The organism is Halomonas sp. I5-271120, from assembly GCF_030553075.1.
In the GTDB taxonomy this organism is placed as follows: domain Bacteria; phylum Pseudomonadota; class Gammaproteobacteria; order Pseudomonadales; family Halomonadaceae; genus Onishia; species Onishia taeanensis_A.
This window is the reverse complement of record NZ_CP130701.1, coordinates 2,500,853-2,525,737: the sequence shown is the minus strand read 5'-3', so window position 1 is coordinate 2,525,737 and position 24,885 is coordinate 2,500,853. Positions and strand designations below refer to the sequence as shown.

The following is a 24,885-nucleotide window of genomic DNA, read 5'->3' as shown; positions in this document are numbered from 1 at the left end:
TCACCGAATACAGTCACCGAATACAGTCACCGAATACAGTCACCAGGAACACAGTCATAAGGAGCACAGCCGCCACCCGGGTGCGACCCTGTGCTTCTCTGCCTGTCGAAAGCGTGGTCGAAGCGGCCGGCCACTATCGTGTATAATTCCCGCCCATTTAACGAACGCCATTCCACTCCCCTCATGACGTCGAGAGCGCCTATGTCAGTTGCTGCGTCAGTCGCTGCCGGATCATCCGCCGCGCACCCCTCCGCGGCGGGCAAGGTCATCGTCGGCATGTCCGGCGGTGTCGATTCCTCCGTGTCCGCCCTCCTGCTCATCGAGCAGGGCTACCAGGTCGAAGGCCTGTTCATGAAGAACTGGGACGAAGACGACGGCACAGAATACTGCACCGCCAAGGAAGACCTGGCGGATGCCCAGGCGGTCTGCGACAAACTCGGCATCAGGCTGCACACCGCCAATTTCGCCGCCGAGTACTGGGATAACGTCTTCGAGCATTTCCTGGCCGAGTACCAGGCCGGTCGCACCCCGAACCCGGACATCCTGTGTAACCGCGAAATCAAGTTCAAGGTGTTCCTCGAGTATGCCGAGATGCTCGGCGCCGAGAAGATCGCCACCGGTCACTATGTGCGCGAAGGCATGCGCAAGGACCGGCCGCGTCTGCTCAAGGGCCTCGACACCAACAAGGATCAGAGCTACTTCCTGCATGCCGTGCCGGAAGCCGCCATCGCCCGCACGCTGTTCCCGGTTGGCGAGCTAGAGAAACCCGAGGTGCGTGCCATCGCCGAGCGTCATGATCTGGTCACGGCGCGCAAAAAGGATTCCACCGGCATCTGCTTCATCGGCGAGCGGCGCTTCTCCGATTTCCTGCGCCAGTATCTGCCGGCCCAGCCAGGTGTCATCGAGACCCCCGAAGGCGAGGTCATCGGCGAGCATATCGGCCTGATGTACTACACCCTTGGCCAGCGCCAGGGTCTCGGCATCGGTGGACTGCCAAACCACCCGGATGCGCCCTGGTACGTGGCCCACAAGGATCTCGAGCGCAACGTGCTGATCGCCGTACAGGGCAAGCATCATGACCTGCTCTACAGCGATATGCTGATCACCGAGCCGATGGACTGGGTCGCCGGTGAGGCGCCGGCAAGCGAGGGCCGCTTCATGGCCAAGACCCGCTATCGTCAGGAGGATGTCGCCTGCAGCATGCGCACTCGCGAGGATGGCGGCGTCGAGGTGATCTTCGATGAGCCGCAGCGCGCCGTGACGCCGGGTCAGTCGCTGGTGCTCTACGACGGCGAGATCTGCCTCGGCGGCGGCGTGATCTTGAACACCTGGCACGGCAAGGAGCGTCGCTCATGACCACCCCGATTCACCGCGCCCCGGACTCCCCCATCAGCCGCCAGGTGCTGGCGCTGGCCGGCGTCTTCCAGGCCGCCGTGGTAGTCGACGAGCTGGCCCGCACCGGTCAGGTCGACGAACGCGCCTGGCAGACACTGATTCGCGCCACGGTCGACACCGACCCGGAAAGCTTCGAGGCCATCTACGGCGGCCACCCCAACCACCTGCGCCAGGGACTCGACACCCTGAGCGCCGTGGTCGGCAAGCAGCAGGCCAACCCGGTGGTGTTGCGCTACGGCTTCTCGCTCCTGCTGCTCTCGCAGAAGCTGCGCAAGAGCCCGCAGATGATGGACACGCTCGGCACCCGACTGACCCGCGTTCAGAGCCAGGCCGGCCACTTTGGCGACACCCACGAGAACGTGGTGGCGAGCCTCGGCGAGATTTATCAGGACACCATCTCGACCTTCCGCTACCGCATCGTGGTGCAGGGTGAACCAAGCCTCTTGCAGCAGCGCATGATGCCGGAGCGCGTGCGGGCTGCCCTGCTGGCCGGGGTGCGCTTTGCCCTGCTGTGGCATCAGCAGGGCGGTCGACGCTGGAAGCTGATCTTCCAGCGCGGCGCCATGCGACGCGCCCTCGACGAGTTCGGCTAGCCTCTGATTAGCCGCTGGCTTATAGCGCCTACGTCCTTAATTCCAGCTCCCTTTTCCTCACCGCACTGGATGACTGTCATGCAACTCTCAGCCCTCACCGCTCTTTCCCCCGTCGACGGCCGCTACGGCACCAAGACCGAAGCCCTGCGCGAGCACTTCAGCGAGTTCGGCCTGATCCGCGCCCGCGTCACTGTCGAGGTGCGCTGGCTGCAGCGCCTGGCCGCTCATGACGGCATCAAGGAAGTGCCGGCCCTGTCGGCCGACGCCAGTGCCTGGCTCGACGCCATCGTCGCCAACTTCAGCGTCGAGGATGCCCAGCGCATCAAGGACATCGAGCGCACCACCAACCATGACGTCAAGGCGGTGGAATACTTCCTGAAGGAGAAGGTCGAGGACAACGCCGAACTCAACGCCGTCACCGAGTTCATCCACTTCGCCTGCACCAGCGAGGACATCAACAACCTGTCCCACGCCCTGATGCTGCGCGGCGGCCTGAAAGAGGTGCTGCTGCCGGTGATGCATGAGGTCACCGAATCCATCGTCGCCCTGGCCCACGAGCATGCCGACCAGCCGATGCTGTCGCGCACTCATGGCCAGACGGCGAGCCCAACGACTCTTGGCAAGGAAATGGCCAACGTCGCCGCGCGCCTGCGCCGCCAGCTCAAGCAGATAGAAGCCGTCGAGCTGCTGGGCAAGATCAACGGCGCCGTGGGTAACTACAACGCTCACCTGGCGACCTACCCAAGCATCGACTGGGCAGCCAACGCCGAGACCTTCGTCGCCGAGCTGGGGCTGACCTTCAACCCCTACACCACCCAGATCGAGCCCCACGACTACATCGCCGAGCTGTTCGATGCGGTATGCCGCTTCAACACCATCCTGATCGACTTCGATCGCGACGTCTGGGGCTATATCTCGCTTGGCTACTTCAAGCAGCGTACCGTGGCCGGTGAGATCGGCTCCTCGACCATGCCGCACAAGGTCAACCCGATCGACTTCGAGAACTCCGAGGGCAACCTCGGCATCGCCAACGCCGTGCTGACGCACCTGGCTCAGAAGCTGCCGATCTCCCGCTGGCAGCGCGACCTGACCGACTCCACCGTGCTCAGGAACCTCGGCACCGGACTGGCGCAGGGCCTGATCGCCTACCAGGCCTCGCTCAAGGGCATCAGCAAACTCGAAGCCAACCCGGAGCGCCTCGACGCCGATCTGGACAACAGCTGGGAAGTGCTGGCCGAGCCGATCCAGACCGTGATGCGTCGCTATGGCATCGAGAAGCCCTACGAAAAGCTCAAGGAACTGACCCGCGGCAAGCGCATCGACCAAGTCGGCTTCGCCACCTTCATCGATACCCTGGAACTGCCAGCCGAGGTCAAGAGCGAGCTCAAGGCCATGAGCCCGGCCACCTATATCGGCAATGCCGCGGCCCAGGCCAAGGCACTTTAACTTTTAAGGCCCGCGCCCCGGTCACCCGCCCATATAAGCGTCACCGACAGGCGCTGGCTCGCGCCAGCGCCTGTTTGCCTTCATCTGAGGACCCCACACCATGCCTGCCGACACGCCCTTGCCCATGCTGGGCGGCCTCAGCGCCGCCGACTTCCTCGGCCAGTACTGGCAGCGCAAGCCGCTGCTGATCCGCGGCGCTTTCCCGGATATCGAAAGCCCGCTGTCACCCGATGAACTGGCAGGCCTTGCCTGCGAGGAAGGCATCGAGGCACGCCTGGTCGAAGAACACGGCCACGATACCAAGGGTAATCCACAGCCCTGGCAGGTGAGTCATGGCCCCTTTGATGAGGCCACCTTCTCGCGCCTGCCCGAGCGTGACTGGACCCTGCTGGTGCAGGCCGTGGACCACTACGTGCCCGAGGTCGCCGAACTGCTGGAAGCCTTCAGCTTCCTGCCCCGCTGGCGTCTCGACGACATCATGATCAGCTACGCCCCGCCGGGCGGCAGCGTTGGCCCCCACGTCGATCAGTACGATGTCTTCCTGCTACAGGCCAGCGGCCAGCGCCGCTGGCAGCTGGGCGGTGCCGTCGACGAGGATGCCCCGATCATCGACGGCATCGACCTGCGAATCCTCGAGCAGTTCGAGGTAACGCCGAACAAGGACTGGGTGCTCGAGCCCGGCGACATGCTCTACCTCCCGCCGGGCCACGCCCACCACGGCATCAGCCAGTCGGAAGACTGCATGACCTTCTCGGTGGGCTTCCGGGCGCTGTCCGCCGACGAGTCGGTGACCTCCTTCGCCGACTACCTGGGCGAGACGCTGCCGGCCTCCCTGCGCTACAGCGATGCCGACATGACGCCACCCGCCGACCCCGGCGAGCTGAACGACGAGGCGCTCGAGCGCATGCGCCGGCTGATCCTCGATACCCTCGATGACCCTGCCCAGCTGGCCCAGTGGTTCGGACGGGCGATGACTCAGCCCAAATATGTCGACCAGCTGGTGCCGCAGGAGGAACCGACGCCGGTTGATGAACTCACCGCCGAGCTCGAAGCCGGGGGGCATCTGGAGCGCACCCTGGGCTCGCGCTTCGCCTGGCGCGCGCTGGACGACACCCAGGCAACCCTGTTCGTCGACGGCGATGGCCTGCCCTGCACGCCGGGCCTGGCCCGGGCCCTGGCCTCGCAGACGCCCATCGACGCCGAATTGCTCGCCTACCCCGGTGCTGCGGCGCTGCTCACCGGCCTGCTGGATCGCGGCAGCCTGAGCTGGCCGCAAGACGGCGAGGATGAGGATGACGCATGAGCCAGCAGCGACAGGATGAGATAACGCTCCAGCAGGGCAGCTGGGAGCAACTGGGGGCCATCGCCGGCGAAATCCGCCGTCTTGTGTTCATCGAGGAGCAGGCCGTGCCGGTGGAAGACGAGTGGGACGGTCGCGACCCCGACTGCCTGCATATCCTGGCCTGGCGCGGCACTACCGCGCTGGGCACCGCCCGCCTGCTGCCCGATGGCCACATCGGGCGCGTCGCTGTTCTGGCCGAGGCCCGCGGCCTCGGTATCGGGGTGGCGCTGATGCAGGCCTCCATCGTGGCCGCTCGCTCTCATGGCCATGCTCATGTAGAGCTCGCCGCCCAGACGCATGCACTTCCCTTCTACGAACGCCTGGGATTCGTCGCCTTCGGTGATGAATTTCTCGATGCCGGAATACCGCACCGCAATATGCGCTTCACGCTAGGCGACTGATTCGCAAGCCCTTCCCTTACTCTCCGGAAATAAGACTACATCCATGGCCGAAAAAGGCCTGGTTTGTAGTCTTACTACAACGCTCCCTACCGCTAAGTAATCATGGTGAAGCCCCGATGCCATGGGCCATAGTCCTTACCAGGGCGACATTAAAACAACCGTTTTATATCCCGAAATCTTCCGGCTCATTACAACGGATTTAATGCCATGTCCCCTTCGACCAAGGCAGCACAGACAAGACCGCTCCCCTGGCTAACGCTTGATATATCCTGCAGCGCAGCATGAAACACTCGACGCAGCATGCCGCCGCCAGGAACAACCGACCGATGAGGATGGCTCCATGTCAGCATATCAAGATGCAATCCAGACCCTGACCGCCCTGCGCGAGGCCCAAGGCGGCAAGTGGGACACCATCAACCCCGAGTACGCGGCACGCATGAAGACCCAGAACCGCTTTCGTACCGGGCTGGAGATCGCCCGCTACACCGCCGGCATCATGCGTCGCGACATGGCCGCCTACGACGCCGATACCAGCCAGTACACCCAGTCACTGGGCTGCTGGCATGGCTTTATCGGGCAGCAGAAGATGCTGGCGGTGAAGCGCCACCACGGCACCACCGACAAGCGTTATCTTTACCTGTCCGGCTGGATGGTGGCCGCGCTGCGCTCCGATTTCGGCCCGCTGCCGGATCAGTCGATGCACGAGAAGACCAGCGTGCCGGCACTCATCGAGGAGCTCTACACCTTCCTGCGCCAGGCCGATGCCCGGGAACTTGGCCATCTGTTCAAGGCGCTGGACGAGGCTCGCGCCGAAGGCGATGAAATCGGCGCTCGGGCCGCACAGGACAAGATCGATAACTTCGAGACCCATGTGGTGCCGATCATCGCCGATATCGATGCTGGCTTCGGCAACGAGGAGGCCACCTATCTGCTGGCCAAGAAGATGATCGAGGCCGGTGCCTGCTGCATCCAGATCGAGAACCAGGTTTCGGATGCCAAGCAGTGTGGCCACCAGGCCGGCAAGGTGACCGTGCCCCACGAGGACTTCCTCGCCAAGATCAACGCCGTGCGCTATGCCTTCCTGGAACTCGGCGTCGAAGACGGCGTGATCGTCGCCCGCACCGATTCCCTGGGCGCCGGCCTGACCCAGAAGATTCCGGTCTCCCACGGACCCGGCGACCTGGCTAGCCAGTACAACCATTTCCTCGAGACCACCACGGTCGCCTCGGCGGACGATGTCGCCGAGGGCGACACCCTGATCAAGCTCGACGGCGAGCTCAGAAAGCCCGTACGCCTGGCCAATGGCCTCTACCAATTCAAGCCGGGCAGCGGCGAGGACCGGGTGGTGCTGGACTGCATCACCTCGCTACAACACGGGGCGGATCTGTTGTGGATCGAGACCGAGAAGCCACACGTCGGCCAGATCGCCGGCATGGTCAATCGCATCCGTGAGGTCTGCCCTGACGCCAAGCTGGTCTACAACAACTCGCCCTCCTTCAACTGGACGCTCAACTTCCGTCAGCAGGTCTTCGACGCCTGGGAACAGGAAGGTCGAGACGTCAGCGCCTATGATCGCGCCGACCTGATGAACGCGGCCTACGATGACAGCGAGCTTGCCACACTCGCCGATGACTGGACCCGCAACTTCCAGCGCGATGCTGCTCGCGAGGCCGGTATCTTCCACCACCTGATCACCCTGCCGACCTATCACACTGCAGCCCTGTCCACCGACGACCTGGCCAAGGGCTATTTCGGCGAGGAAGGCATGTTGGCCTACGTGGCAGGCGTTCAGCGTCAGGAAATCCGCAAGGGCCTGGCCTGCGTCAAGCACCAGGACATGGCCGGTTCCAACCTCGGCGATGATCACAAGGAGTACTTCTCCGGCGAAGGCGCCCTTAAGGCCGGCGGCAAGGACAACACCATGAACCAGTTCGCCTGATCGACGAACTCGCCACACCGAGCGAGTTATCACCAAGGGGAGGCCATAGGCCTCCCCTTTTTGATGTCTGTTTTCCATGGCCCCGGGGCCCCATGAAAGATATCGACAAGTTCGCCGACGTTACTGACATCTTGTAGTCGGGTTACAACACAAGCTGCGGCCAATGAGGCATGGTCGATTCTGCTGTGCTGCACCATAGTCAAATCACAGCGCAAGCCAGTGTCGCTACCCCGACTCAGGATCCCTTGCACTGAGCTACAACGAAGGCGCTCCGATCAATGACCCAGGCGCCTTGAGCGATGGTCTTTCCAAGCGTGTGACCACTTCGCCACTGCAGCGACGGGCACTTACCCGGCCCGGCATGAGTAGCAAACGGTCCATAACGCCATCGCCGATGGCCACTGTACGAGGTGTTACACATGAACTGCATCGAACTGAGCCACCAAGCCGATCTGATCGCCGACACGTTCAGCAAGCAGGAACTCGCCAAACTGGTGGTCGCTCTGAAAGGCCAGCGGGAATCTCTACAGCACGCCGTCGAAGTCATCGACACCGTTGATAGCCGCGCGGGTTACTCCCTCGACGACGCCTGGGATGAAGTCTTGACTGGTGACATGCCAGTAATCGAGGAGGACTGATCCACCAGCGCCGCAAACTCGAACGAAGCAGCACATCAGAAACAACGCATCAATTGACCGACCATGACCCATCCCGCCAGGCGGGATGGGTTTTTCATGTCTCGATAAGTGCCAACCAGGGCGATATTCTTTCAGGTAGCGCCGTCAGGCACTCCGGCGTGACTTTTCGGTCAAAGCATCGCTGGTCGAGCGCCGGGAATGACGTTAGACTAGTTAAAGAACACTGTTTCCCAATGGCGATACGCACGCCTTGAGTTTCATATCGCGTAAGCGAAGGAGGACCTCCCATGCGCCACCTCAAATCACACGCCCTGCTCCCCGTGCTGGCCGCCGGCCTGCTGACGCTTGCCGGCTGCGCCAACACCAGCCCCTACTCAGGGGATGTGTATCGAGGCAACCAGGCACAGACCGCTCAGACGGTCAGCTACGGCACTATCACCGCCTTGCGCCAGGTGCAGATCCAGGCCGGCGACCAGAACAGCGGTGCGCTTGGCGGCATCGGCGGCGCCGTCATTGGCGGCCTGTTGGGCAACCAGATCGGCGGCGGTTCAGGCCGGACGCTGGCCACCGCAGCCGGCGCCATCGGCGGCAGCGTGGCCGGCAAGAAGGTCGAGGATTCTGCCAACCGGACCGCCGCCTGGGAAATGGAGATTCGCCGCGATAACGGCCAGAGTGTAGTGGTGGTGCAGAAAGCTGACCGTGCCTTCCAGGTCGGCCAGCGCGTGCGCCTGATCGGCAGCGGCTCCAACCTCAGCGTGGCACCCTACTGATAACGGGGAACGCAGAAAGGGCGACTTGGGCCGAGCAACCCAGAACCTAGCAAGGCCCATCAAGCAAAAGCCCAACAAGCCCTAAGAACGCAACAAGGCCCGCGAGCACGCTCGCGGGCCTAGTCGTTTCTGCCTGGCGGGACATGGTCGCGGACCCGGCCAGAAAGCTTCCCCTAGCGCTCGCGGGGGAACCAGAACTTTGATTCAGTGCTTCGATTCAGTACATGAGTTCATGTGCATCGATTCGGTACATGAACCCAGTAAATCAACTGCGTACAAAGGCTCAGAACAGGCAATCAGTGCAGCTTGACCCGGTTCATGGCCCAACCGATCAGGCTCTTGGCGAGCCACACGATCAGTGCCAGCAGCAGCACGGTGAACACCATGTCGACCGGACGCACCACGGTGGTCGCGCCCAGCACGGCAATCGCCGGGCACCAGACCCAGCGGTCATCACCACCGCTGAGCAACAGCGATGGCATCTTGCGCTCGAAGAAGGTTCCCAACGCCCCGCTCCAGCTCTTAACGGTCAATAACAGGATCACGGCAAAGGCGATCAGCCAGATCAGCGTCACGGTCATGGACATTCTCTCCAGCAGCATTCGTAGTCGGGTGAAAGGGTGATGAACAATCAAATTCAGGGTATCCCTGCCTCGGGTGACACGCAACTGCGGCCCACAGGCTTGAATCAACATCATGATAGCCCCGATCAAGCTGAAAAATACCCAGACGCCCCTGACAGCCCTTGGGCCATCGCGTTACCATTGATGAGACATGCACTCACCGAAAGGTCCATCAATGCAAATTGCGCAGAACACCGTAGTCGCGTTCCACTACACCCTGAAAAATGATTCTGGTGAGGTGCTGGACAGCTCCGAAGGTCGCGATCCGCTTACCTACATGCACGGCTCCGGCAACATCATCCCGGGTCTGGAAAAAGAGCTGGAAGGTAAGGCGAACGGCGACAAGCTGCAGGTGGCCGTTACACCGGAAGAAGGTTATGGCGAAATCCAGGAAGGCCTGGTGCAGGAAGTGCCGCGTGATGCCTTCCAAGGCGTCGAAGACGTGCAGCCGGGCATGCAGTTCCAGGCTCAGACTCAGGGCGGCCCGCTGATGGTGACCGTGACTCAGGTTGAAGGCGACACCGTTACCGTCGATGGTAACCACCCGCTGGCCGGTCAGAACCTGAACTTCGACGTCGAAATCGCCGAAGTGCGTGAAGCGAGCGAAGAAGAAGTCGAGCACGGCCACGTGCACGGCGAAGGTGGCGTGGAGCACTAAGCTCGCCCACAGCGCTCAACACGCTGATCAAGAAAGGGGCAGCCCATTGGGTTGCCCCTTTTTTTAGGCTATGTACCCGTTACGTGTTGTATGTGACGCCCGACCGCTTCCTGAAGACAGTGAACGGGCTGTATCGCCTTGGCATAGCGCTCCAGCATGCGTCGCCAGCCGAGATAGTTGACCAAATACTTGGTGGCGACCCCATGGAAACGGCCCATCCAGCGCTTCAACCGGCTGTGGTAGGCAAAGCGCCCGCCCGGACTCGCTGCCCGGGCTTGGCATGCACCACCTGGTGGGTGATGCCGCAGTCTCTGGCAAAGGCCGCGTATACACTGGCACTGTCCGAGCACAACACGGACTCGCGATCAACCAAGGGCTGGAGCGCCTCCCGCACATGACGGGCATCGAGCTTCTTCAACTGGAAATCGGCCGTGTGGCCGGCTCGGTCGCGAACGACCATAGCCGGAATCTGGTCCGGTCCTGTGCCTCGTGTCGCCCCGACACCCCCTCGCTTGCGCGATGGTCGTGGCAGGCGACGTTGGCCTTTGAAGGATTCCAGGAAGAAGGTTTCGTCCGCTTCGATGATGCCGGTTTCGCGTGTGTCGCTATGCTCGGCGACCCGCGCCAGAAAACGATGTCGCCATCGGAAGGCCGTATTCTTGCTGATCCCACAGCGTCGCGCTGCCTCTCTTACCGTGAGCCCCTCGATCAGTGCCTGGGCATAGCCCAGCCAGCACTCGACCTGACGGAGACGCGCCAGTGGTGTGGCCGTCAAGGCATTGCAGGTACGACGGCACTCCCGTCACCGGTAGCGGCGCAACCCGCGGCTCCAACCCCATGGGGCTAACTGCGCGGCACCGGCCGCACAGTGCGGGCAGGCCTGGAGCGTCGGCAAGGTATCGTGGAGTGCGTCCTGCTGGGGTCGCTTTTGAAGCTGACACCGAAGAAGGTTCTTTTGTCTGGTGTTGAGTTGGGTCAGTTGACCAAGCCAATGCTGGAAGGCGTGGGCATCCATGAGCAGGTACCTCTCAAGGCATCTATCAACAGGATAGCTGTCCAACACGTAACGGGTACATAGCCTTTTTTTAAATGCGCCGCGGGAATTGGGTCGTGGATCATGCTACCCGCCCGTCACTGCCCCGGACAGCGGGGAGGCGCAGAGGAGTCGGAAAACGCCAGGCGGGCATACCAGGCGGTGGCATCGCCCCCCGCATTGTCGCCATCGGTCATCAGCGCGACGCCGCTCAGGCGCTCCGGGCGTTCACCGAACAGGCGGCTGAAGTCCTCACGCACATCGCGCACCTCGGCTACCCACTGCCCGACCGGGGCCTCCTTGCCCTTGAGCGCCAGCAGTTGGGCGCGTTCGGTGAAGGCATTCGGCCAGGCGCTACCCGCCACTTGGTTCGATGACCAGACATAGTTCACCGACTGCACCTGAAACGGTAGCCAGCCGGTCTTGCGCGCCACATAGACCCGTGCCGGATAGTCATCACCGCTCTTGGTGGTTTCCTTGAGCCCCGGATAGGTCGACGAAACACGCCAGCACCAGTGTAGATAGGGGGTGCGGTCAAGGTCGATCTCCTGCTCCAGATACTTGGCCGAGGCCTGCCCGCGAGCCTGCGCCATGAGTACCTGCTCTCCGTCCAGTTCCACCAGCCGGTAGTCGGTTTCGCCATCGAAGGTGCGCGTCGACCAGGCCTGGATGTCGCTTGGGCTGAAGGCGGTCTCGGCCGCCTTCAGCGGCCCAGCAAGAACGGTCAGCCCCAGGCCTGCCACCAGCAGTCCGGCCAGCGCCGAGGTCGGCCTGACATGTCGTTGATGCCTCATGCACTGCGCTCCCTTGCCCTGACGGTATGAAAGCCACCCCATAGCCGAGTGCCGGTGGTCAGCAGGCAGGCGGCGGCAAAGATCGATGCCAGTAAGGCGAAGTGCTCAGGCCACAGGCAGAAGGCCACGAATGCCAGAATGGTTTCGGTGCCCTCGGTGAGGCCATGCAGATAGTAGAACGCCTTGTTCTCGAAGCTAGGCCGTGCCAGGTCGTGCTTGGCGGCCATGATCGCGAAGGCCAGAAACGAGCTGCCGGTACCGACGAAGGCAAACAGCAAGAGGGCCGACGCCAGCGCATTGGCCGCCGGATCGGCCAGGGCGAAGCCCAGCACCACCGCGGCATAGAACAGGAAGTCGAGGCCGATATCCAGAAAACCACCGGCATCGCTCGACTGCCCGGTATGCCGGGCCAGGGCGCCATCCAGACCATCGCCCAGGCGGTTGACGAGAATCGCCGCCAGCGCCCAGCCATAGGCCTGCTGCGCCAGCAGCGGAAGCGCCAACATGCCGATCAGGAAGCTGGTGACTGTCACCTGGTTGGGGGTCACGCCGCGCCCGGCCAGGCCCTTGGCGAGCCGGGCCAGCGGCGGCTTGATCCATTCACTGGTCCAGCGATCGAGCATGGGTTTCGCTCCTCGTAGCCGAACTAGTGGCCGAGCTAGTGGCGGCGGCCGAGGTTTTTGTGGTAGCCGACGAATGGGCACTGCGGCGGCGCCAGGCAAAGTAGCGCGCGAGCCAGCCCAACAGACGCTCAGGCTTGTGGGCATTCTTCCACACGCCGGCGCTGGCCTTGGCGGCCTCCGAGAAGGTCGGATAGGGATGGATGGTACCGAGCAGCTTGTTGAGGCCGATGCCATGGGTCATGGCCAGGGTGTACTCGCCCAGCAGCTCGCCGGCGCCGTGGCCGACGATGCTGGCGCCGAGGATACGATCCTTGCCCGGCACCGTCAGCACCTTGATGAAGCCCTCGGTGTGCTGGTCGGCGATCGCCCGGTCAAGCTCGGAGAAGGCATAGCGGGTCACCTCGACCTCCACGCCTTGGGCGGCGGCCTCACGCTCGTTGAGCCCGACCCTTGCCACCTCGGGGTCGCAGAAGGTCACCGCCGGCAGGTTGCGATAGTCGACGGTGAAGCGTTTGAACTCGCCGAACAGCGCGTTGACCGTGGCGTGCCAGGCCTGATGGGCGCTGGCATGGGTCAACTGGAAGGGTCCCGCCACGTCGCCGCAGGCCCAGATGTTCGGGTGCAGGCTGCGTAGAGTGCCATCGACATCGATGGTGCCATTGGCACGGGGCAGCACGCCGAGCCCCTCGAGGCCGAAGCCACTGACGTTGGCCACCCGTCCCACCGCCACCAGCAGCCGATCGAAGACCAGGCGCTCAGTCTCCACGCCCTGCGGGCCGTCGCGCTCGATGACCAGCACTCGCCCGCTGTCGCCATGGCTCGGGCCTGGCTCGACCCTTACCGCCCGCGCGCCCAGCGCCAGCCGCACGCTTTCGGCCTCGAGCCGCGTCTCGACCGCCTCGGCGATATCGCGATCCTCTCGCGGCAGCAGTTGGGACCCCATTTCCACCAGTGTCACGCGACTGCCCAGCCGGGCGAAGCTCTGGCCCAGCTCACAGCCGATCGGCCCGCCGCCCAGCACCACCAGACGTTCGGGCAGCGACTCGAGCTGCCAGAGGTTGTCGGAAGTCAGCACATCGCTATCTTCAAGCCCTGGCAGCTCGGGTACCCGCGGCCGAGCGCCGGTGGCCACGATCACGTGACGGGTGGTCAGCACCCGCTCGCCGACCCGCACCTCCCAGGGCGTCTGCAGCCAGGCATCCCCGTGAACCACCTCGACGCCGAGACCGCGATAGCGCTCCGGGCTGTCATGGGGCTCGACCTCTTCGATGGCGCGATGAACGTGGCCCATCACGGCCGGGAAGTCGACCTCGGGTTCAGCAACCGACAGGCCGAAGCGCTTGGCCTCGCGCATGTCTTGAGCGAGACGCGCCGAGCGAATCAGCGCCTTCGAGGGCACGCAGCCGGTATTCAGGCAGTCGCCGCCCATCTTATCGCGCTCGACAAGCGCCACCTTCGCCTTGACCGCCGCGCCGATATAACTCGCCACCAGCCCGGCCGAGCCAGCGCCGATCACCACGATGTCATAGTCGTAGTGCCTGGGCTTGTCATACTGGCGGGCAATGCGGCGACGCTTGGCGATTTCCACGCCCCAGCGCGCCAGCCAGGGAAAGACCCCGATCAGCGCGAAGGAGACCAAGAGCCCCGGGGACAATATCCCACCCAGTGACTCGAGGGTTCCCAGCTCGCGTCCCGCATTCACGAACACGGCGGTGCCCGGCAGCATGCCCAGTTGGCTGACCCAGTAGAAGGTACGCAGGCGCATCCGGGTCAGGCCCATCACCAGGTTGATGACGAAGAACGGGAACAGCGGAATCAGACGCAGCGTGAACAGATAGAAGGCACCTTCTCGCTCGATGCCGCGATTGATGCTATCGAGCTGGCGGGAAAAACGCCGCTCCAGAGGCGTGCGGGCCAGCGTGCGAGCGATCAGGAAAGCCAGGCTCGCGCCGAGCGCGCTGGCAAACGAAATGATCACCAAGCCCAGGCCAAGCCCGAACAGCGCTCCACCGAGCAGCGTCAGTAGCGTGGCCCCGGGCAGCGACAGCGCGGCCATCGCCACATAGAGAGCAAAGAAGCCACCGATCACCGTCAGCGGGTCCTCGGCAAGCCAGGTCTGGAACCGCACCTGTTCGGCCTTGAGGGCATCCAGGGTCAAGAGTTCGTGGGCGCCGCTCAAGAAAAAAGCGCCGACCGCCAGGGCGATGAGGGCAAGAATGACGAGGCGTTGTCGGTTCAACGGATAGACTCCTTAAATGACGGATTCGGCAGCGACCCAGGACCGGCTATGCCCCTTGAGTCGCACGCCAGGATGCTTCCTTACAGACCCAAGGCGGGATGTTTCATACCGCGCTGATCGAAACACACGCCGACTGCCTGTCGCCGGACTCTCGGTTCTGGACTTTCGATTCTCGAGTCTGGCTGCATCGCTTACGGCGATGCCCTCGTCGGGCGAAGGTTTAGCGCTATGGCAGGGAACCCTGAGCTCAAGTTCCCATCCAACCAGCATCTGCTAACAGATCGGGAGTGATCATGGCGCACAATCCGCATGCTGCTACACGCTTTGCTTTCCTGGCCACTCATCGCTGGTTCAGAGCCCTGCCACTGGCACTCGCCATTGGCGCCTCGGCAGACGCACTCGCCGCTGATCCCAAGGACGCCGTCTTCGCCGGTGGCTGCTTCTGGTGCATGGAAGAGGCCTTTGACAAGGTGCCGGGGGTACTCGAGACCACCTCAGGCTACAGCGGCGGCACCGCCGATACCGCGACCTACTCGCAGGTATCTGCCGGGCGCACCGAACATGCCGAGGTGGTGCAGGTGGAATACGACCCGGACGAGGTCAGTTACGAACAGCTGCTCAACGTATTCTGGCGCAACATCGATCCTTTCGCCGTTGATCGCCAGTTCTGCGATGTCGGCACCTCATACCGCAGCGCCATTTTCCCCATGAACGAGGAAGAACGTGTCCTTGCTAAGGACAGTCTCGACGAGATGCAGGCCCGCTTCGAGCGCGATATCGCGACCCAGATCGAAGCCTTCAAGGCCTTCTATCCCGCCGAGGATTACCACCAGAACTACTACAAGACCAACAGTTTAAGGTACCACTTCTACAAGTCTGCCTGCGGACGGGTCGACCGCCTCGAACAAGTCTGGGGCGATGAAGCCGGCACCCAGGGTGCGCTCAGCGCCAACGCTCAATAATCGATCTTCAGCCGCGACGCCACAACCAGGCACTGAGGGCGAGCGTCACCAGCAGGATCAGTTCGGCGGCCAGAGTCACGCCTCCCCAGCCGCCGAACTGCCAGAACGGCTCCAGATAAAAGCCCCCGAGGCTCGCCCCCAGATAGTAGAAAACCAGATAGAGCGCCGTAGCGGTGCCCCGGGCCCGCTTGGCGTTACGCCCGACCCAGCCCGACGCCGTCGCATGACACAGAAAGAAGCCGAAGGCGTTGATGGTCAGCCCGACCACGATCACCCCAAGCCCTTGGGCCAGGGTGACAAGACTTCCCAGCATGAAGATGACGATGCCCGCCATCATGCACAGCGGCGATGCCCAGCGCTGTGACAGCCGCCCCGACCAGGCCGAGCCCAGGGTGCCGCCCAGATAGGTCAAAAACAGCATGCCCAGCCATTGAGCCCCCAGCCCGAAAGGCGCCTCGCTTAACCGGAAGGTGATGTAGCTGTACTGGTTGATGAATACCATGAAATTCAGGCCGCCAATCAGACAGGCCACCAGCAGTACCGGGGTTTTCAGATGGCCCCGAATGCTTGCCAGCGCCTCTGCCAGGCGAAAGCGCGATGGCGTGAAATGCCGCGCCGGCGGCAGCAGCCGCCAGAATACCGCGACGCCTACCAGGCTGATGGTGCCTACCACCAGAAAGCTCAGGGACCAGCCGCCGGCCTCTCCCGCCCAGCCGCCCATCACCCGGCCACCGATGCCGCCCAGGCTATTGGCGCTGATGTAGAGCCCCACCGCCAGCATCATCGCCTGGGGCTCGAACTCGTCGCTCATCCAGGCCACGGCTACCGCCGGCAGACCGGCAAGCACCAGCCCCTGCAGCAGACGCAGTCCCAACAGCCCTGCAAAGTTGGGCACCAGCGCAATCGCCAACGAGCAGAGCGCAACCAGCAGCAGACTGACCCGCATGATGGTGCCCCGGCCCAGGGCATCAGAGAGGGTGCCGTAGATCAGCAGCGAAGCCGCCAGCGCCAGGGTCGCGCAGGACATGACCAGACTTGCCATCAGCGTCGAAACGCCGAAGGTGTTGCGCAGCTCGGGCAGCAGCGGCTGCGGGGCATAGAGGTTGATGAAGACGATGAAGGAGCCCAGGCAAAGCGCCAGGGTGGCTCGCCACCAGTCGCGAGTGTGAGCCTGAATCATAAGGGGGCAGTCATGTGGCATCCGAGGGTGGCAGGCCCGCCTGAAGGCGGGCTCGGTTCAGCCGCTGGTGGCCAGAAGCGCTCGCTGGGCAAGTTGTGTCGGCGCCAGCGGGCGGCGTGCCTGCCAGAAGTAACGGCGCCAGTAACTGTTGTCGAGACGTGACAGGGCAACCCCCTGAGACGACGACGCATGAAGGAAGAAACCGTTACCGACATAGATGCCGGCATGACGATAACTCCCCGGCGGACGGAAGAACACCAGGTCACCGGCCTTGAGATTGCCGCGCTCGACGCGCCGCCCCTGATGGATCTGCTGAGAAGTCGTGCGGGGCAGCTCGGTCTCGAAGCGCTCACGGAAGATGGTCTGGATCAGCGCCGAGCAGTCGATGCCATGTCGACTCTCCCCGCCCAGCCGGTAGGGGGTGCCCAGCCAGCGTTCGTGCTCTTCAAGCAAGGCGTCCCGGATCACCTCGCGACTCGGCTGATGCAGCCCCTGATGGTCGAGCAGTGGGTTATCCACCGGCGACATGAGGCCGCGGGATAGTCCCGGCAGCTGCATGGCGAAATAATCCGGTGGCACCTCGGAAGCTGGCGGCGGCGATGTCGTACAGCCCGCAAGCCCGGCTAGCAGCGCCAAAAGCGCTGTCGTGACGGCAATCCGCGACATCGCGCTGACCTCCTCCCTGTGGTCCGGATCTCGCCGCGGCGACTCCGAGATAAAAGGCTGACGTACTCAAGCATTTTGCAGGCCAAGAGCAGCAAAACATGCATGATAGCGACTGACGGTGGGTATGACGAGCCCTTATGGCCCGTCCCACGGGGAGCAGACCCTCTACAACGCCCCTGGCCAGTGCCTACTCAGTCCTAATATTCCCCCTGATACTCAGCCCTAGTGAAGCGTGCGCGCATCGCCCGGCAGCGTATCGATATGCATCGGAGCCCAATGGCGGGGACGGGCGCCGGGGAAATCCAGGCTCGCCCAGGGACCGGCCAGCGGCGGCGCGCCGGTCAGCCAGCCCACCAGTGCCTCACGGAAGCTCGACAGGAACGCCTTGCGTTCATCGGTCTCGCCCATGAAGAACGAAAAGCCGGCATAAAGCCCCCGGGCGTAGGCCTGCCAGCCCGGATAATGCTTCGCGGCCAGCGCCGAGGCCCGGTCGAGGGCGGAGCTGAACTGCGCCTCGCTCAGCCACGCAAGCTGGCGTCCGGCAATCGCCAGGTCAACGGCCTGGGCGATATCCCAGGCGGCCATATCGAAGGCATTGCAGCCTGCATCGTTGTCTCGCACCCGCTTCAGACGCAGCAGGTGGTTGCGTTCATCCTCGCTGCAGTCATCGCTCTCGAGGATCGCGATCTCTGCCTTGAGCCGCGCGGCATTGAGGGTATAGGGCGCATAGTTGATCTGATATTCCTGACGATCGCCGACCGTCAGCAGGTAATCGAGAAACTCCCTGAGTGCCTCGCCGTCCTGCAGGCCGTAATGACCATCTATCCACTCCCGGATGGCCTCCACCTCACGATCGCTCTCGGGCAGTGGCTCACTCCAAGCGCCGCCGTTGAGCGGCCCCACCAAGGCAAGGGCAGTGAAGCTTGGCAGGCTGAGCCTTGGGCCGGGTTCCTGCCAGCTGTCCCCTGCCCGCCAGTCGAGCCAGTGAAAGGGGCTCCCGGGGTCGTCCCGATGCCAACGAATCTCGTGGGCCAGCGATACCGGGGTGCTGTGCTCGAGCGGCGGCTCGGGCAGTGCGGCTTCCCAACAGGCCCAGGCGTTGAGCAGCCGGCGTGCATCCGGGTAGAAGTGGCACAGCACGCCGCGCAGCGACGCCGCCAGTCGTGACAGGCCTTCGACCTCGAACTCTTCGCTGTCACCGGCCATCTGCAGGTAGAAGGCATACTTCTCGGCCATGTGAACGGTGGCCGAGAAACGGCTGCAGCCCCGCAGAGCATCGCGCTGGGCAAGCCCTTCCGCGACGGGCTGACCAAAGGGCGTGGTCAGACTCGGCAGGGCGCCATGATCCGCATCAGCGGCCAGTTGGTTGAGGTGATGCGCCTGCGCCGGCAGCCAGTAGCGGGCGAGCCCGGCCACGCCGTCATCGGGGTAGAGCCCGAGCACCTCCTGAAGATAGTGGCGCGCCTCTTTGCGGATCTGTTCAGATACTGAGGGTGCCGGCCCCTGACGCAGCAGCAGCTCGGGCTCGCGCACCGAGGCCAGCGCCAACACCCAATGACGCGCATCGGCGCGCCAGGCCCGCATCGCCATGCGCGATGCTTCAAGGCAATCTTGGTCCTGCAGGGTCTTGAGCGGCTCCCGCCAGGGGCTTGCCGGTGACTGCAAGAGCAGCCCCCAGTCCCGGTTGAGCTCGCCCAGGCTGTCGCGTCCCTCGAAGAGACTGCGCCCACGCTGATAGGCCGTCACCATCGCGACCCAGTCGCTGTAGCGGCGCGTGATCAAATCCAGGGCATGGTGAGCAAAAGCCTGTGCTTCGGCCTGGTCGAGCCAGCCAAGCGCCAGGCCGGCATAGGCCAGGTCGACCAGCCGCAGCCAGTCCCAGGCCGCCCACTCCAGAGTTTCGCCGCGCTCGAGGAAGCCCAGCAACACCTTGCCGGAGGCCGTCGCTTCGCCCTTCTGCCCGGCAAGCCAAGCCTCACGCTGCTCGCGCGATGCCTCGAGCAGCCGCGTGGCATCCAGATCCCAGGCATAGCGATCGCCCTGCCCGGCCAGCCACAGCAAGAGGCGCACCAGACCATCGCGGTCACTGATTTGCCACTCATCGGCGAGAAAGGCACGGGCCTGAGGGGCATCCAGCGCCTCATCGGCATCGGTCACCAGCAGGGGAGCAAAGGCGGCCCGCAGTCGCCAGGCCCGGTCTCCTGCAGCCGACGGCCACAGCGGCGCCTGACGACGCCGCCTGACGGTCTCGGCAAGCAGGTCCCAGGTAATGCCGGCGCCTTCGCGCTCCAGAGACGACAGGGCCGCGCAGGCCTCCAGGAAGCCATCGTCACCGCGCTCCCAGCCCAGCGCACTGCGCGCCTGGCGGAGCACGGCCAGCCAATCCTCGAGACTGTTGCAGTGCGCGCAGATGTCGGCGGCGATAAGGGCTACCCAGGCACGCGCCTGTTCGACGGGCAGCCAGCCGGCTGCCGTCGCCAGGGCCAGCAGCTCAAGGCTTTCCAGGTGGCCGACCGGATTCACCGCGCCGGGGGAAAAGGCCTCGATCAGCCGCCAGCCCAGCTCGCCGCGATCCGCCACCTCCATTTCGGCCAGACGCTGGACCGCCAGGTCCGGTTCCACGGCCGTCGGGTCGGGCGAAAAGGCCCAGTCGCACAGCACCAGTTGTTGAGCCCACCAGGCACTCAGGGGATCGACCAAGACTCACCTCACCACGCGCAGCTTGTCATCAAGACAACATAGGAATTTTTGGCGCCTAGTTTAGCGGAAACTGGGGGATTCGCCGATGCCTAGCTTATCAGGGACACGACGCGCATCGGCAGGAAATAGGCCCAGAGCGCCCATGCGCTTGATCCGTAACGGTGTGAACCCAACCCCAAGGGCCGGCTTATAAAGGGCCTTGACGAAGCATTTCGATAAGGCTTGGCGGATTGTTTTAAATAATGCACACTCGTTGAATATGATGACAACACCCCTTGGAGGCCTGTCGACGATGTCGTCCGATCTACTGATGTCCAATGCCTATATCAACGGCCAGTGGTGTGAGGCGCCGACGCGCTTTGCCGTGACCAACCCCGCTACCGGCGACACCATCGCCGAGGTCGCAGACCTCGATGCCGACGCGGCCCGCGACGCCGTGGCCGCCGCCGAGGCGGCCTGGCCTGACTGGCGCAAGCGCTCCGCCAAGGAACGCTCGGCGCTGCTGCGCCGCTGGTTCGACGCCGTGATGGCGAATCAGGAGTCGCTGGCTCGCCTGATGACCCAGGAACAGGGCAAGCCGCTGGCAGAGTCGATGGGCGAAGTGGCCTATGGCGCCAACTTCATCGAATACTACGCCGAAGAAGCCAAGCGCATGGCCGGTGAGACCCTGCCCAGCCATAGCGACGACAAGCGTCTGATGGTGATGCGTGAATCGATCGGCGTGGTTGCAGCCATCACACCCTGGAACTTCCCGCTGGCGATGATCACCCGCAAGGTCGCCCCGGCCCTCGCCGCCGGCTGCACGGTGGTCATCAAGCCCGCCGAAGCCACCCCGTTGACCGCCCTGGCGCTGGCCAAGCTGGCCGAAGACGTCGGCCTGCCGGCCGGCGTGTTGAATGTAGTCACCGCCAGCAAACCGGCGGCGATCGGCGAAGTGCTGACCACCGACCCGCGTGTACGCAAGGTCTCTTTCACCGGCTCCACGCCGGTCGGCAAGAAGCTGCTCGAGCAGTGTGCCGGCACCGTCAAGAAGGCCTCCATGGAGCTTGGCGGCAATGCGCCCTTCATCGTCTTCGACGACGCTGACCTGGACGCCGCCGTGGAAGGCGCCATCGCCTCCAAGTTCCGCAACTCAGGCCAGACCTGTGTGTGCACCAACCGCCTGCTGGTTCAGGACGGTGTCTATGACGCCTTCCTCGACAAGCTCGCCACCCGTGTCGGCGAACTTCGTGTCGGCAATGGTCTCGAAGAAGGTGTAGACCAGGGGCCGCTGATCAATGCGGCGGCCGTGGAAAAAGTGCAGTCCCACGTGCGTGACGCGCTCGAACATGGCGGCCGTCTTATCTGTGGTGGCGAATCTCACCCACTTGGCGGTACCTTCTATCAGCCCACGGTGATTGCCGACGTGACGCCTGAGATGCGGGTCGCCCGGGAAGAGACCTTTGGCCCCCTGGCACCCGTCTTCCGCTTCACCGACGATGCCGAGGCCATCGCCATGGCCAATGCCACCGAGTTTGGCCTGGCGGCCTACTTCTACGCCCGTGACTATGCCCGCATCTGGCATGTGATGGAGGCGCTGGAATATGGCATGGTGGGAATCAACGAAGGGATCCTCTCGACCGAGCTGGCCCCCTTCGGCGGCATCAAGGAATCCGGGCTTGGCCGTGAGGGATCACGTCACGGACTGGACGACTACACTGAACTTAAGTACGTCTGTATTGGCGGCCTCTGAGCGCCAGGTGACTCTGACAGGAGAGATTGATGAATAACGCCCAACTCAACGAACTCAAGCAGCGCTACGTAGCCAACGGCGCCGCCAGCCCGGCCACTCAGTTTGCCGACCGTGCCGAGAATGCCCTGATCTGGGATGCCGATGGCAACCGCATCATCGATTTCGCCGGCGGCATCGGCGTGCTCAACATCGGTCATCGCCATCCCAAGGTCGTGCAGGCCGTCAAGGACCAGCTCGACAAGGTGATGCACACCTGCCAGACCGTGATGCCCTATGAAGGCTACGTGAAGGTCGCCGAGAAGCTTAGCCAGGTCACTCCGGTGCGCGGTCATGGTAAGGTCATGCTGGCCAACTCCGGTGCCGAGGCGCTGGAAAACGCGGTCAAGATCGCTCGTGGCGCCACCGGCAAGAACAACGTCATCTGCTTCGACGGCGGCTACCACGGCCGTACCTTCATGACCATGGCCATGAACGGCAAGGTCGCGCCCTACGCCACCGATTTCGGCAGCATGCCGGGCAACGTCTTCCGGGCGCCCTATCCGGTGCCGTACCACGGCGTCAGCGAAGATGAAGCCCTGCGCGGCCTGAAGATGGCGCTGAAGACCGATGCCAACCCCAAGGATACCGCGGCCATCGTGCTGGAACCGGTTCTCGGTGAGGGTGGTTTCTACCCGGCACCGACCAGCTTCCTCAAGGCGATCCGCGAAATCTGCGACGAGCACGGCATGATGATGATTATCGACGAAGTGCAGTCCGGCTTCGGTCGTACCGGCAAGCTGTTCGCCATCGAGCACAGCGGCGTCGAGCCGGACATCATCACCATGGCCAAGAGCATGGCCGACGGCATGCCGATCTCCGCTGTCGTGGGTACCGACACGGTCATGGACGCTTGCGGCCCCAACTCTCTCGGCGGCACCTATACCGGCAGCCCGGTCTCCTGTGCGGCCACCCTCGCGGTGCTGGAAGTCTTCGAGGAAGAAAACATCCTCGGCAAGAGCCAGGCGCTGGGTGACAAGCTGGCCAAGCGCTTCGCGCAATGGCAGCAGGACTTCGACTGTGTCGACAACGGTCGCAACATGGGCGCCATGGCCGCCATCGACCTGGTGACCGACAAGGCCAACCACACGCCGGATGCCGACCTGGCAGGCGCCCTTTGCAAGAAGGCGCGCGAGAAGGGACTGATCCTGCTGTCCTGCGGTCTTTACGGCAACACCATCCGCTTCCTGATGCCGGTCACCATCGAGGACGAGATCCTCGAGGAAGGCCTGGCCATCATCGAAGAGACCCTCAAGGAACTGGTCGGCAGCAAGAGCGCCGCTACCGCCTGATCGCCATCTGCGGATGACGCGGCTGGACCAGCCCTGAAACGAAACCGCCCGGCCAATTGGCCGGGCGGTTTTTTATGCTGCCGATAAAGCGGCAAGGCAAGGCGATGGCGTCAGCCACTCTTGACCTTGGAAATGATCCACAGCAGAACCACGGCGCCCACCGTTGCCGTGACCAGCGAACCGATGAAACCGCCTGCGGATAGCCCCAGCAGGCTGAACATGAAGCCGCCCACCAGGGCGCCGACCACACCGACCCCGATGTTACCCAGCACACCGAAGCCGCCGCCACGCATGATGTTACCGGCAATCCAGCCGGCCAGACCACCGATGATCAACCACGCAATGATTCCCATAGAATGCTCTCCTTTGCTGTGAGGTGTTGCCTGACTACCTTCAGATAGCAACTTTTAGAGGGTGACCCTGACACAGTGCTTCCTACACCATACTTACTGCACAGTACTTGTATAACAGCCCCCACGAAACGGTGCTTATAAAATACTACTGATAACCGGTACTTATACACAGTCCACAGCACAGTCCATGACACAGTGCCCGGAAAGCGCGGCGTCTGAAACACGCTCTTGAAAATAATGTCTGCTCGCTATCATACCCTGGCTGCTCATCCACGCGGATACGCCTTGCAAAACAACGGGCCACATGGCGTCGAGCACTCCAATGCCCGATGCCAACGACTCAGAATCCTGAACCCGGCTGCTCCAGAAAGGCCAGTTCCTCGGCGCTGGAATCCCGACCCAGGATGGCATTGCGGTGCGGATAGCGCCCGAACCGCAAGAGGATGTCGCGATGGCGATGCTCGAAGCGCAGGTTTTCCTCGAGACCCGGCTGATCGAAGAGCCGCAGCGCTTCTTCATGAACGAGCAGGGATTCGCTGTGCATGTAGGGCATATAGAGAAAGGGCCGCTGACGGGTCGTCAGCGCCTGATCATCGCCCTGAGCCACCGCCTCCTGAGCCAGCACGAGTGCCAGTGCATCCTGAGCGAAGGCCATCGGATGATCGCGATGCATGTTGCGCGAGAATTGATCCAGTATCAGGATCTCGGCCAGACGCCCCTGCGGCGTCGCCCGCCAGGTCCACAGCTCGGCGCGACAGGCGGCGTTCCAGATCGGCTCGAAGCGCGTCGCGATCAAGGCATCCAGGACCTCGTCCTTGGCGAACCACTGCTTGGGGGTCAGCTCCTCGAACCAGAAGTCGATGACCGCCTCGGGACCGGCGTCGGCCATGATCTTCTCCTCCTTGGCTATGACGATCAGGGCTGATAACGGCCGCAATGCCGGCGGCCGAAACACCTTGATATGATGGGATTCCTGTTTCCATCCTAGCCGACTCTCCACCCGGCCCCAAGCCACGCTCATCAGGTCGCCCTATGCCACTGCATGATCTCTTGCCCACCCTGACACTGGTGCTGCACACCCTGGGCCTGGTCATCTGCCTGGTGGGGCTGACGATCGCACGTCAACCGAGTCGCAAACGGCTCGGTCAGTTGTTGGCCGGCCTTGGGTTCCTGGTGGCCGCCAGCCCGATGTTCGGCCAGCTGGCCGGTGTGATACCTCCGCCACCGGCCATCCCCCTAGGGGGGTGATTGATATATTGAACGTTGATCACAAGCCGTTCATGAAGATCGCCCTAAAGCGCCGCGCCTAACGAGCGGGCTTGAACCCGGGCTAAAAAACGGGGCTACCAAACTGGCTGCAAAACGGGGCATAAACACTATGCTGACGAGCCAGGGTGACGCATACAGAGGCCGACAATGATGGCAAACTTAGCCGCCATGGCAGGCCTTAGACCAAAGATGCATAGAGCT

At 63.3% G+C, this 24,885-nt stretch carries 22 protein-coding genes and 1 pseudogene; 13 read left to right on the top strand and 10 right to left on the bottom strand.

Annotated features, from left to right (window positions below):
• Positions 1 to 201: 201 nt before the first annotated feature.
• The 8 genes from mnmA to Q2K57_RS11195 all read left to right on the top strand — a co-directional run bounded on the left by mnmA (position 202) and on the right by Q2K57_RS11195 (position 8,524).
• Positions 202 to 1,356: a tRNA 2-thiouridine(34) synthase MnmA gene (gene mnmA / locus Q2K57_RS11230; RefSeq protein ID WP_304525095.1), complete on the top strand. Its 1,155-nt coding sequence runs from the start codon at positions 202 to 204 to the stop codon at positions 1,354 to 1,356.
• Complete coding sequence (gene hflD, locus Q2K57_RS11225; protein ID WP_304525094.1) at positions 1,353 to 1,988, top strand: high frequency lysogenization protein HflD; 636 nt, start codon at positions 1,353 to 1,355, stop codon at positions 1,986 to 1,988. The genes mnmA and hflD overlap by 4 nt, the downstream gene beginning before the upstream one ends.
• A 78-nt stretch (positions 1,989 to 2,066) precedes the next feature.
• On the top strand, positions 2,067 to 3,434 hold the full coding sequence (purB, locus tag Q2K57_RS11220; RefSeq protein WP_304525093.1) for an adenylosuccinate lyase: 1,368 nt from the start codon (positions 2,067 to 2,069) through the stop codon (positions 3,432 to 3,434).
• A 100-nt stretch (positions 3,435 to 3,534) separates the two neighbouring features.
• The gene (locus tag Q2K57_RS11215) at positions 3,535 to 4,737 is read left to right on the top strand and encodes a cupin domain-containing protein (protein WP_304525092.1); all 1,203 of its coding nucleotides are present in this window, start codon (positions 3,535 to 3,537) and stop codon (positions 4,735 to 4,737) included.
• A complete protein-coding gene (locus Q2K57_RS11210; protein WP_304525091.1) occupies positions 4,734 to 5,177 on the top strand; it encodes a GNAT family N-acetyltransferase in 444 nt (147 codons plus the stop codon). Before Q2K57_RS11215 ends, Q2K57_RS11210 begins: the two co-directional genes overlap by 4 nt.
• A 340-nt stretch (positions 5,178 to 5,517) precedes the next feature.
• The gene (locus tag Q2K57_RS11205) at positions 5,518 to 7,116 is read left to right on the top strand and encodes an isocitrate lyase (RefSeq protein ID WP_304525090.1); all 1,599 of its coding nucleotides are present in this window, start codon (positions 5,518 to 5,520) and stop codon (positions 7,114 to 7,116) included.
• A 419-nt stretch (positions 7,117 to 7,535) separates the two neighbouring features.
• Entirely contained in the window at positions 7,536 to 7,754 is a 219-nt protein-coding gene (locus tag Q2K57_RS11200) for a hypothetical protein (RefSeq protein WP_304525089.1), read from the top strand.
• A gap of 287 nt (positions 7,755 to 8,041) precedes the next feature.
• The gene (locus tag Q2K57_RS11195) at positions 8,042 to 8,524 is read left to right on the top strand and encodes a glycine zipper 2TM domain-containing protein (RefSeq protein WP_304525088.1); all 483 of its coding nucleotides are present in this window, start codon (positions 8,042 to 8,044) and stop codon (positions 8,522 to 8,524) included.
• A 296-nt stretch (positions 8,525 to 8,820) separates the two neighbouring features.
• Here the strand turns inward: Q2K57_RS11195 and Q2K57_RS11190 are convergent, their stop codons facing one another.
• Positions 8,821 to 9,105 (bottom strand): hypothetical protein, encoded by a 285-nt coding sequence (locus Q2K57_RS11190; RefSeq protein WP_175072094.1) that lies wholly within the window; start codon positions 9,103 to 9,105, stop codon positions 8,821 to 8,823.
• 217 nt (positions 9,106 to 9,322) lie between these two features.
• Between Q2K57_RS11190 and slyD the strand changes: the two genes are divergently transcribed.
• Complete coding sequence (gene slyD, locus Q2K57_RS11185; RefSeq protein ID WP_304525087.1) at positions 9,323 to 9,805, top strand: peptidylprolyl isomerase; 483 nt, start codon at positions 9,323 to 9,325, stop codon at positions 9,803 to 9,805.
• Between the two features lie 68 nt (positions 9,806 to 9,873).
• Here slyD and Q2K57_RS11180 read toward each other — a convergent pair.
• The 4 genes and pseudogenes from Q2K57_RS11180 to Q2K57_RS11165 all read right to left on the bottom strand — a co-directional run bounded on the left by Q2K57_RS11180 (position 9,874) and on the right by Q2K57_RS11165 (position 14,494).
• Positions 9,874 to 10,820 (bottom strand): annotated as a pseudogene (locus Q2K57_RS11180) (IS1595 family transposase).
• A gap of 116 nt (positions 10,821 to 10,936) precedes the next feature.
• A complete protein-coding gene (locus Q2K57_RS11175; RefSeq protein ID WP_304525086.1) occupies positions 10,937 to 11,632 on the bottom strand; it encodes a DUF3047 domain-containing protein in 696 nt (231 codons plus the stop codon).
• On the bottom strand, positions 11,629 to 12,255 hold the full coding sequence (locus tag Q2K57_RS11170; RefSeq protein WP_304525085.1) for a CDP-alcohol phosphatidyltransferase family protein: 627 nt from the start codon (positions 12,253 to 12,255) through the stop codon (positions 11,629 to 11,631). The genes Q2K57_RS11175 and Q2K57_RS11170 overlap by 4 nt, the downstream gene beginning before the upstream one ends.
• Positions 12,233 to 14,494 carry an FAD-dependent oxidoreductase gene (locus tag Q2K57_RS11165; RefSeq protein ID WP_304525084.1) on the bottom strand — a complete coding sequence of 754 codons (2,262 nt, stop codon included), beginning with the start codon at positions 14,492 to 14,494 and terminating at the stop codon, positions 12,233 to 12,235. The genes Q2K57_RS11170 and Q2K57_RS11165 overlap by 23 nt, the downstream gene beginning before the upstream one ends.
• A 293-nt stretch (positions 14,495 to 14,787) precedes the next feature.
• Between Q2K57_RS11165 and msrA the strand changes: the two genes are divergently transcribed.
• Positions 14,788 to 15,456, top strand: coding sequence for a peptide-methionine (S)-S-oxide reductase MsrA (msrA, locus tag Q2K57_RS11160; protein WP_304525083.1), 669 nt, complete (start codon positions 14,788 to 14,790; stop codon positions 15,454 to 15,456).
• A gap of 7 nt (positions 15,457 to 15,463) precedes the next feature.
• Here msrA and Q2K57_RS11155 read toward each other — a convergent pair whose 3' ends face one another.
• The 3 genes from Q2K57_RS11155 to Q2K57_RS11145 all read right to left on the bottom strand — a co-directional run bounded on the left by Q2K57_RS11155 (position 15,464) and on the right by Q2K57_RS11145 (position 20,002).
• On the bottom strand, positions 15,464 to 16,636 hold the full coding sequence (locus Q2K57_RS11155) for an MFS transporter (RefSeq protein WP_304525082.1): 1,173 nt from the start codon (positions 16,634 to 16,636) through the stop codon (positions 15,464 to 15,466).
• A 57-nt stretch (positions 16,637 to 16,693) separates the two neighbouring features.
• A complete protein-coding gene (locus Q2K57_RS11150) occupies positions 16,694 to 17,302 on the bottom strand; it encodes a C40 family peptidase (RefSeq protein WP_304525081.1) in 609 nt (202 codons plus the stop codon).
• Between the two features lie 222 nt (positions 17,303 to 17,524).
• Positions 17,525 to 20,002 (bottom strand): YbeU/YbeR family protein, encoded by a 2,478-nt coding sequence (locus Q2K57_RS11145; RefSeq protein ID WP_304525080.1) that lies wholly within the window; start codon positions 20,000 to 20,002, stop codon positions 17,525 to 17,527.
• Positions 20,003 to 20,294: 292 nt separating this feature from the next.
• Between Q2K57_RS11145 and Q2K57_RS11140 the strand changes: the two genes are divergently transcribed.
• A complete protein-coding gene (locus Q2K57_RS11140) occupies positions 20,295 to 21,734 on the top strand; it encodes an NAD-dependent succinate-semialdehyde dehydrogenase (protein WP_369700258.1) in 1,440 nt (479 codons plus the stop codon).
• A 29-nt stretch (positions 21,735 to 21,763) separates the two neighbouring features.
• The gene (gene gabT / locus Q2K57_RS11135; RefSeq protein ID WP_304525079.1) at positions 21,764 to 23,062 is read left to right on the top strand and encodes a 4-aminobutyrate--2-oxoglutarate transaminase; all 1,299 of its coding nucleotides are present in this window, start codon (positions 21,764 to 21,766) and stop codon (positions 23,060 to 23,062) included.
• Positions 23,063 to 23,172: 110 nt separating this feature from the next.
• Here the strand turns inward: gabT and Q2K57_RS11130 are convergent, their stop codons facing one another.
• A complete protein-coding gene (locus Q2K57_RS11130; RefSeq protein ID WP_112055470.1) occupies positions 23,173 to 23,415 on the bottom strand; it encodes a GlsB/YeaQ/YmgE family stress response membrane protein in 243 nt (80 codons plus the stop codon).
• 340 nt (positions 23,416 to 23,755) lie between these two features.
• Positions 23,756 to 24,304: a DUF924 family protein gene (locus Q2K57_RS11125; protein ID WP_304525078.1), complete on the bottom strand. Its 549-nt coding sequence runs from the start codon at positions 24,302 to 24,304 to the stop codon at positions 23,756 to 23,758.
• 143 nt (positions 24,305 to 24,447) lie between these two features.
• On the opposite strand from Q2K57_RS11125, the gene Q2K57_RS11120 reads away from it, so the two are divergent.
• Entirely contained in the window at positions 24,448 to 24,663 is a 216-nt protein-coding gene (locus Q2K57_RS11120; RefSeq protein WP_304525077.1) for a hypothetical protein, read from the top strand.
• Positions 24,664 to 24,885 lie beyond the last annotated feature (222 nt).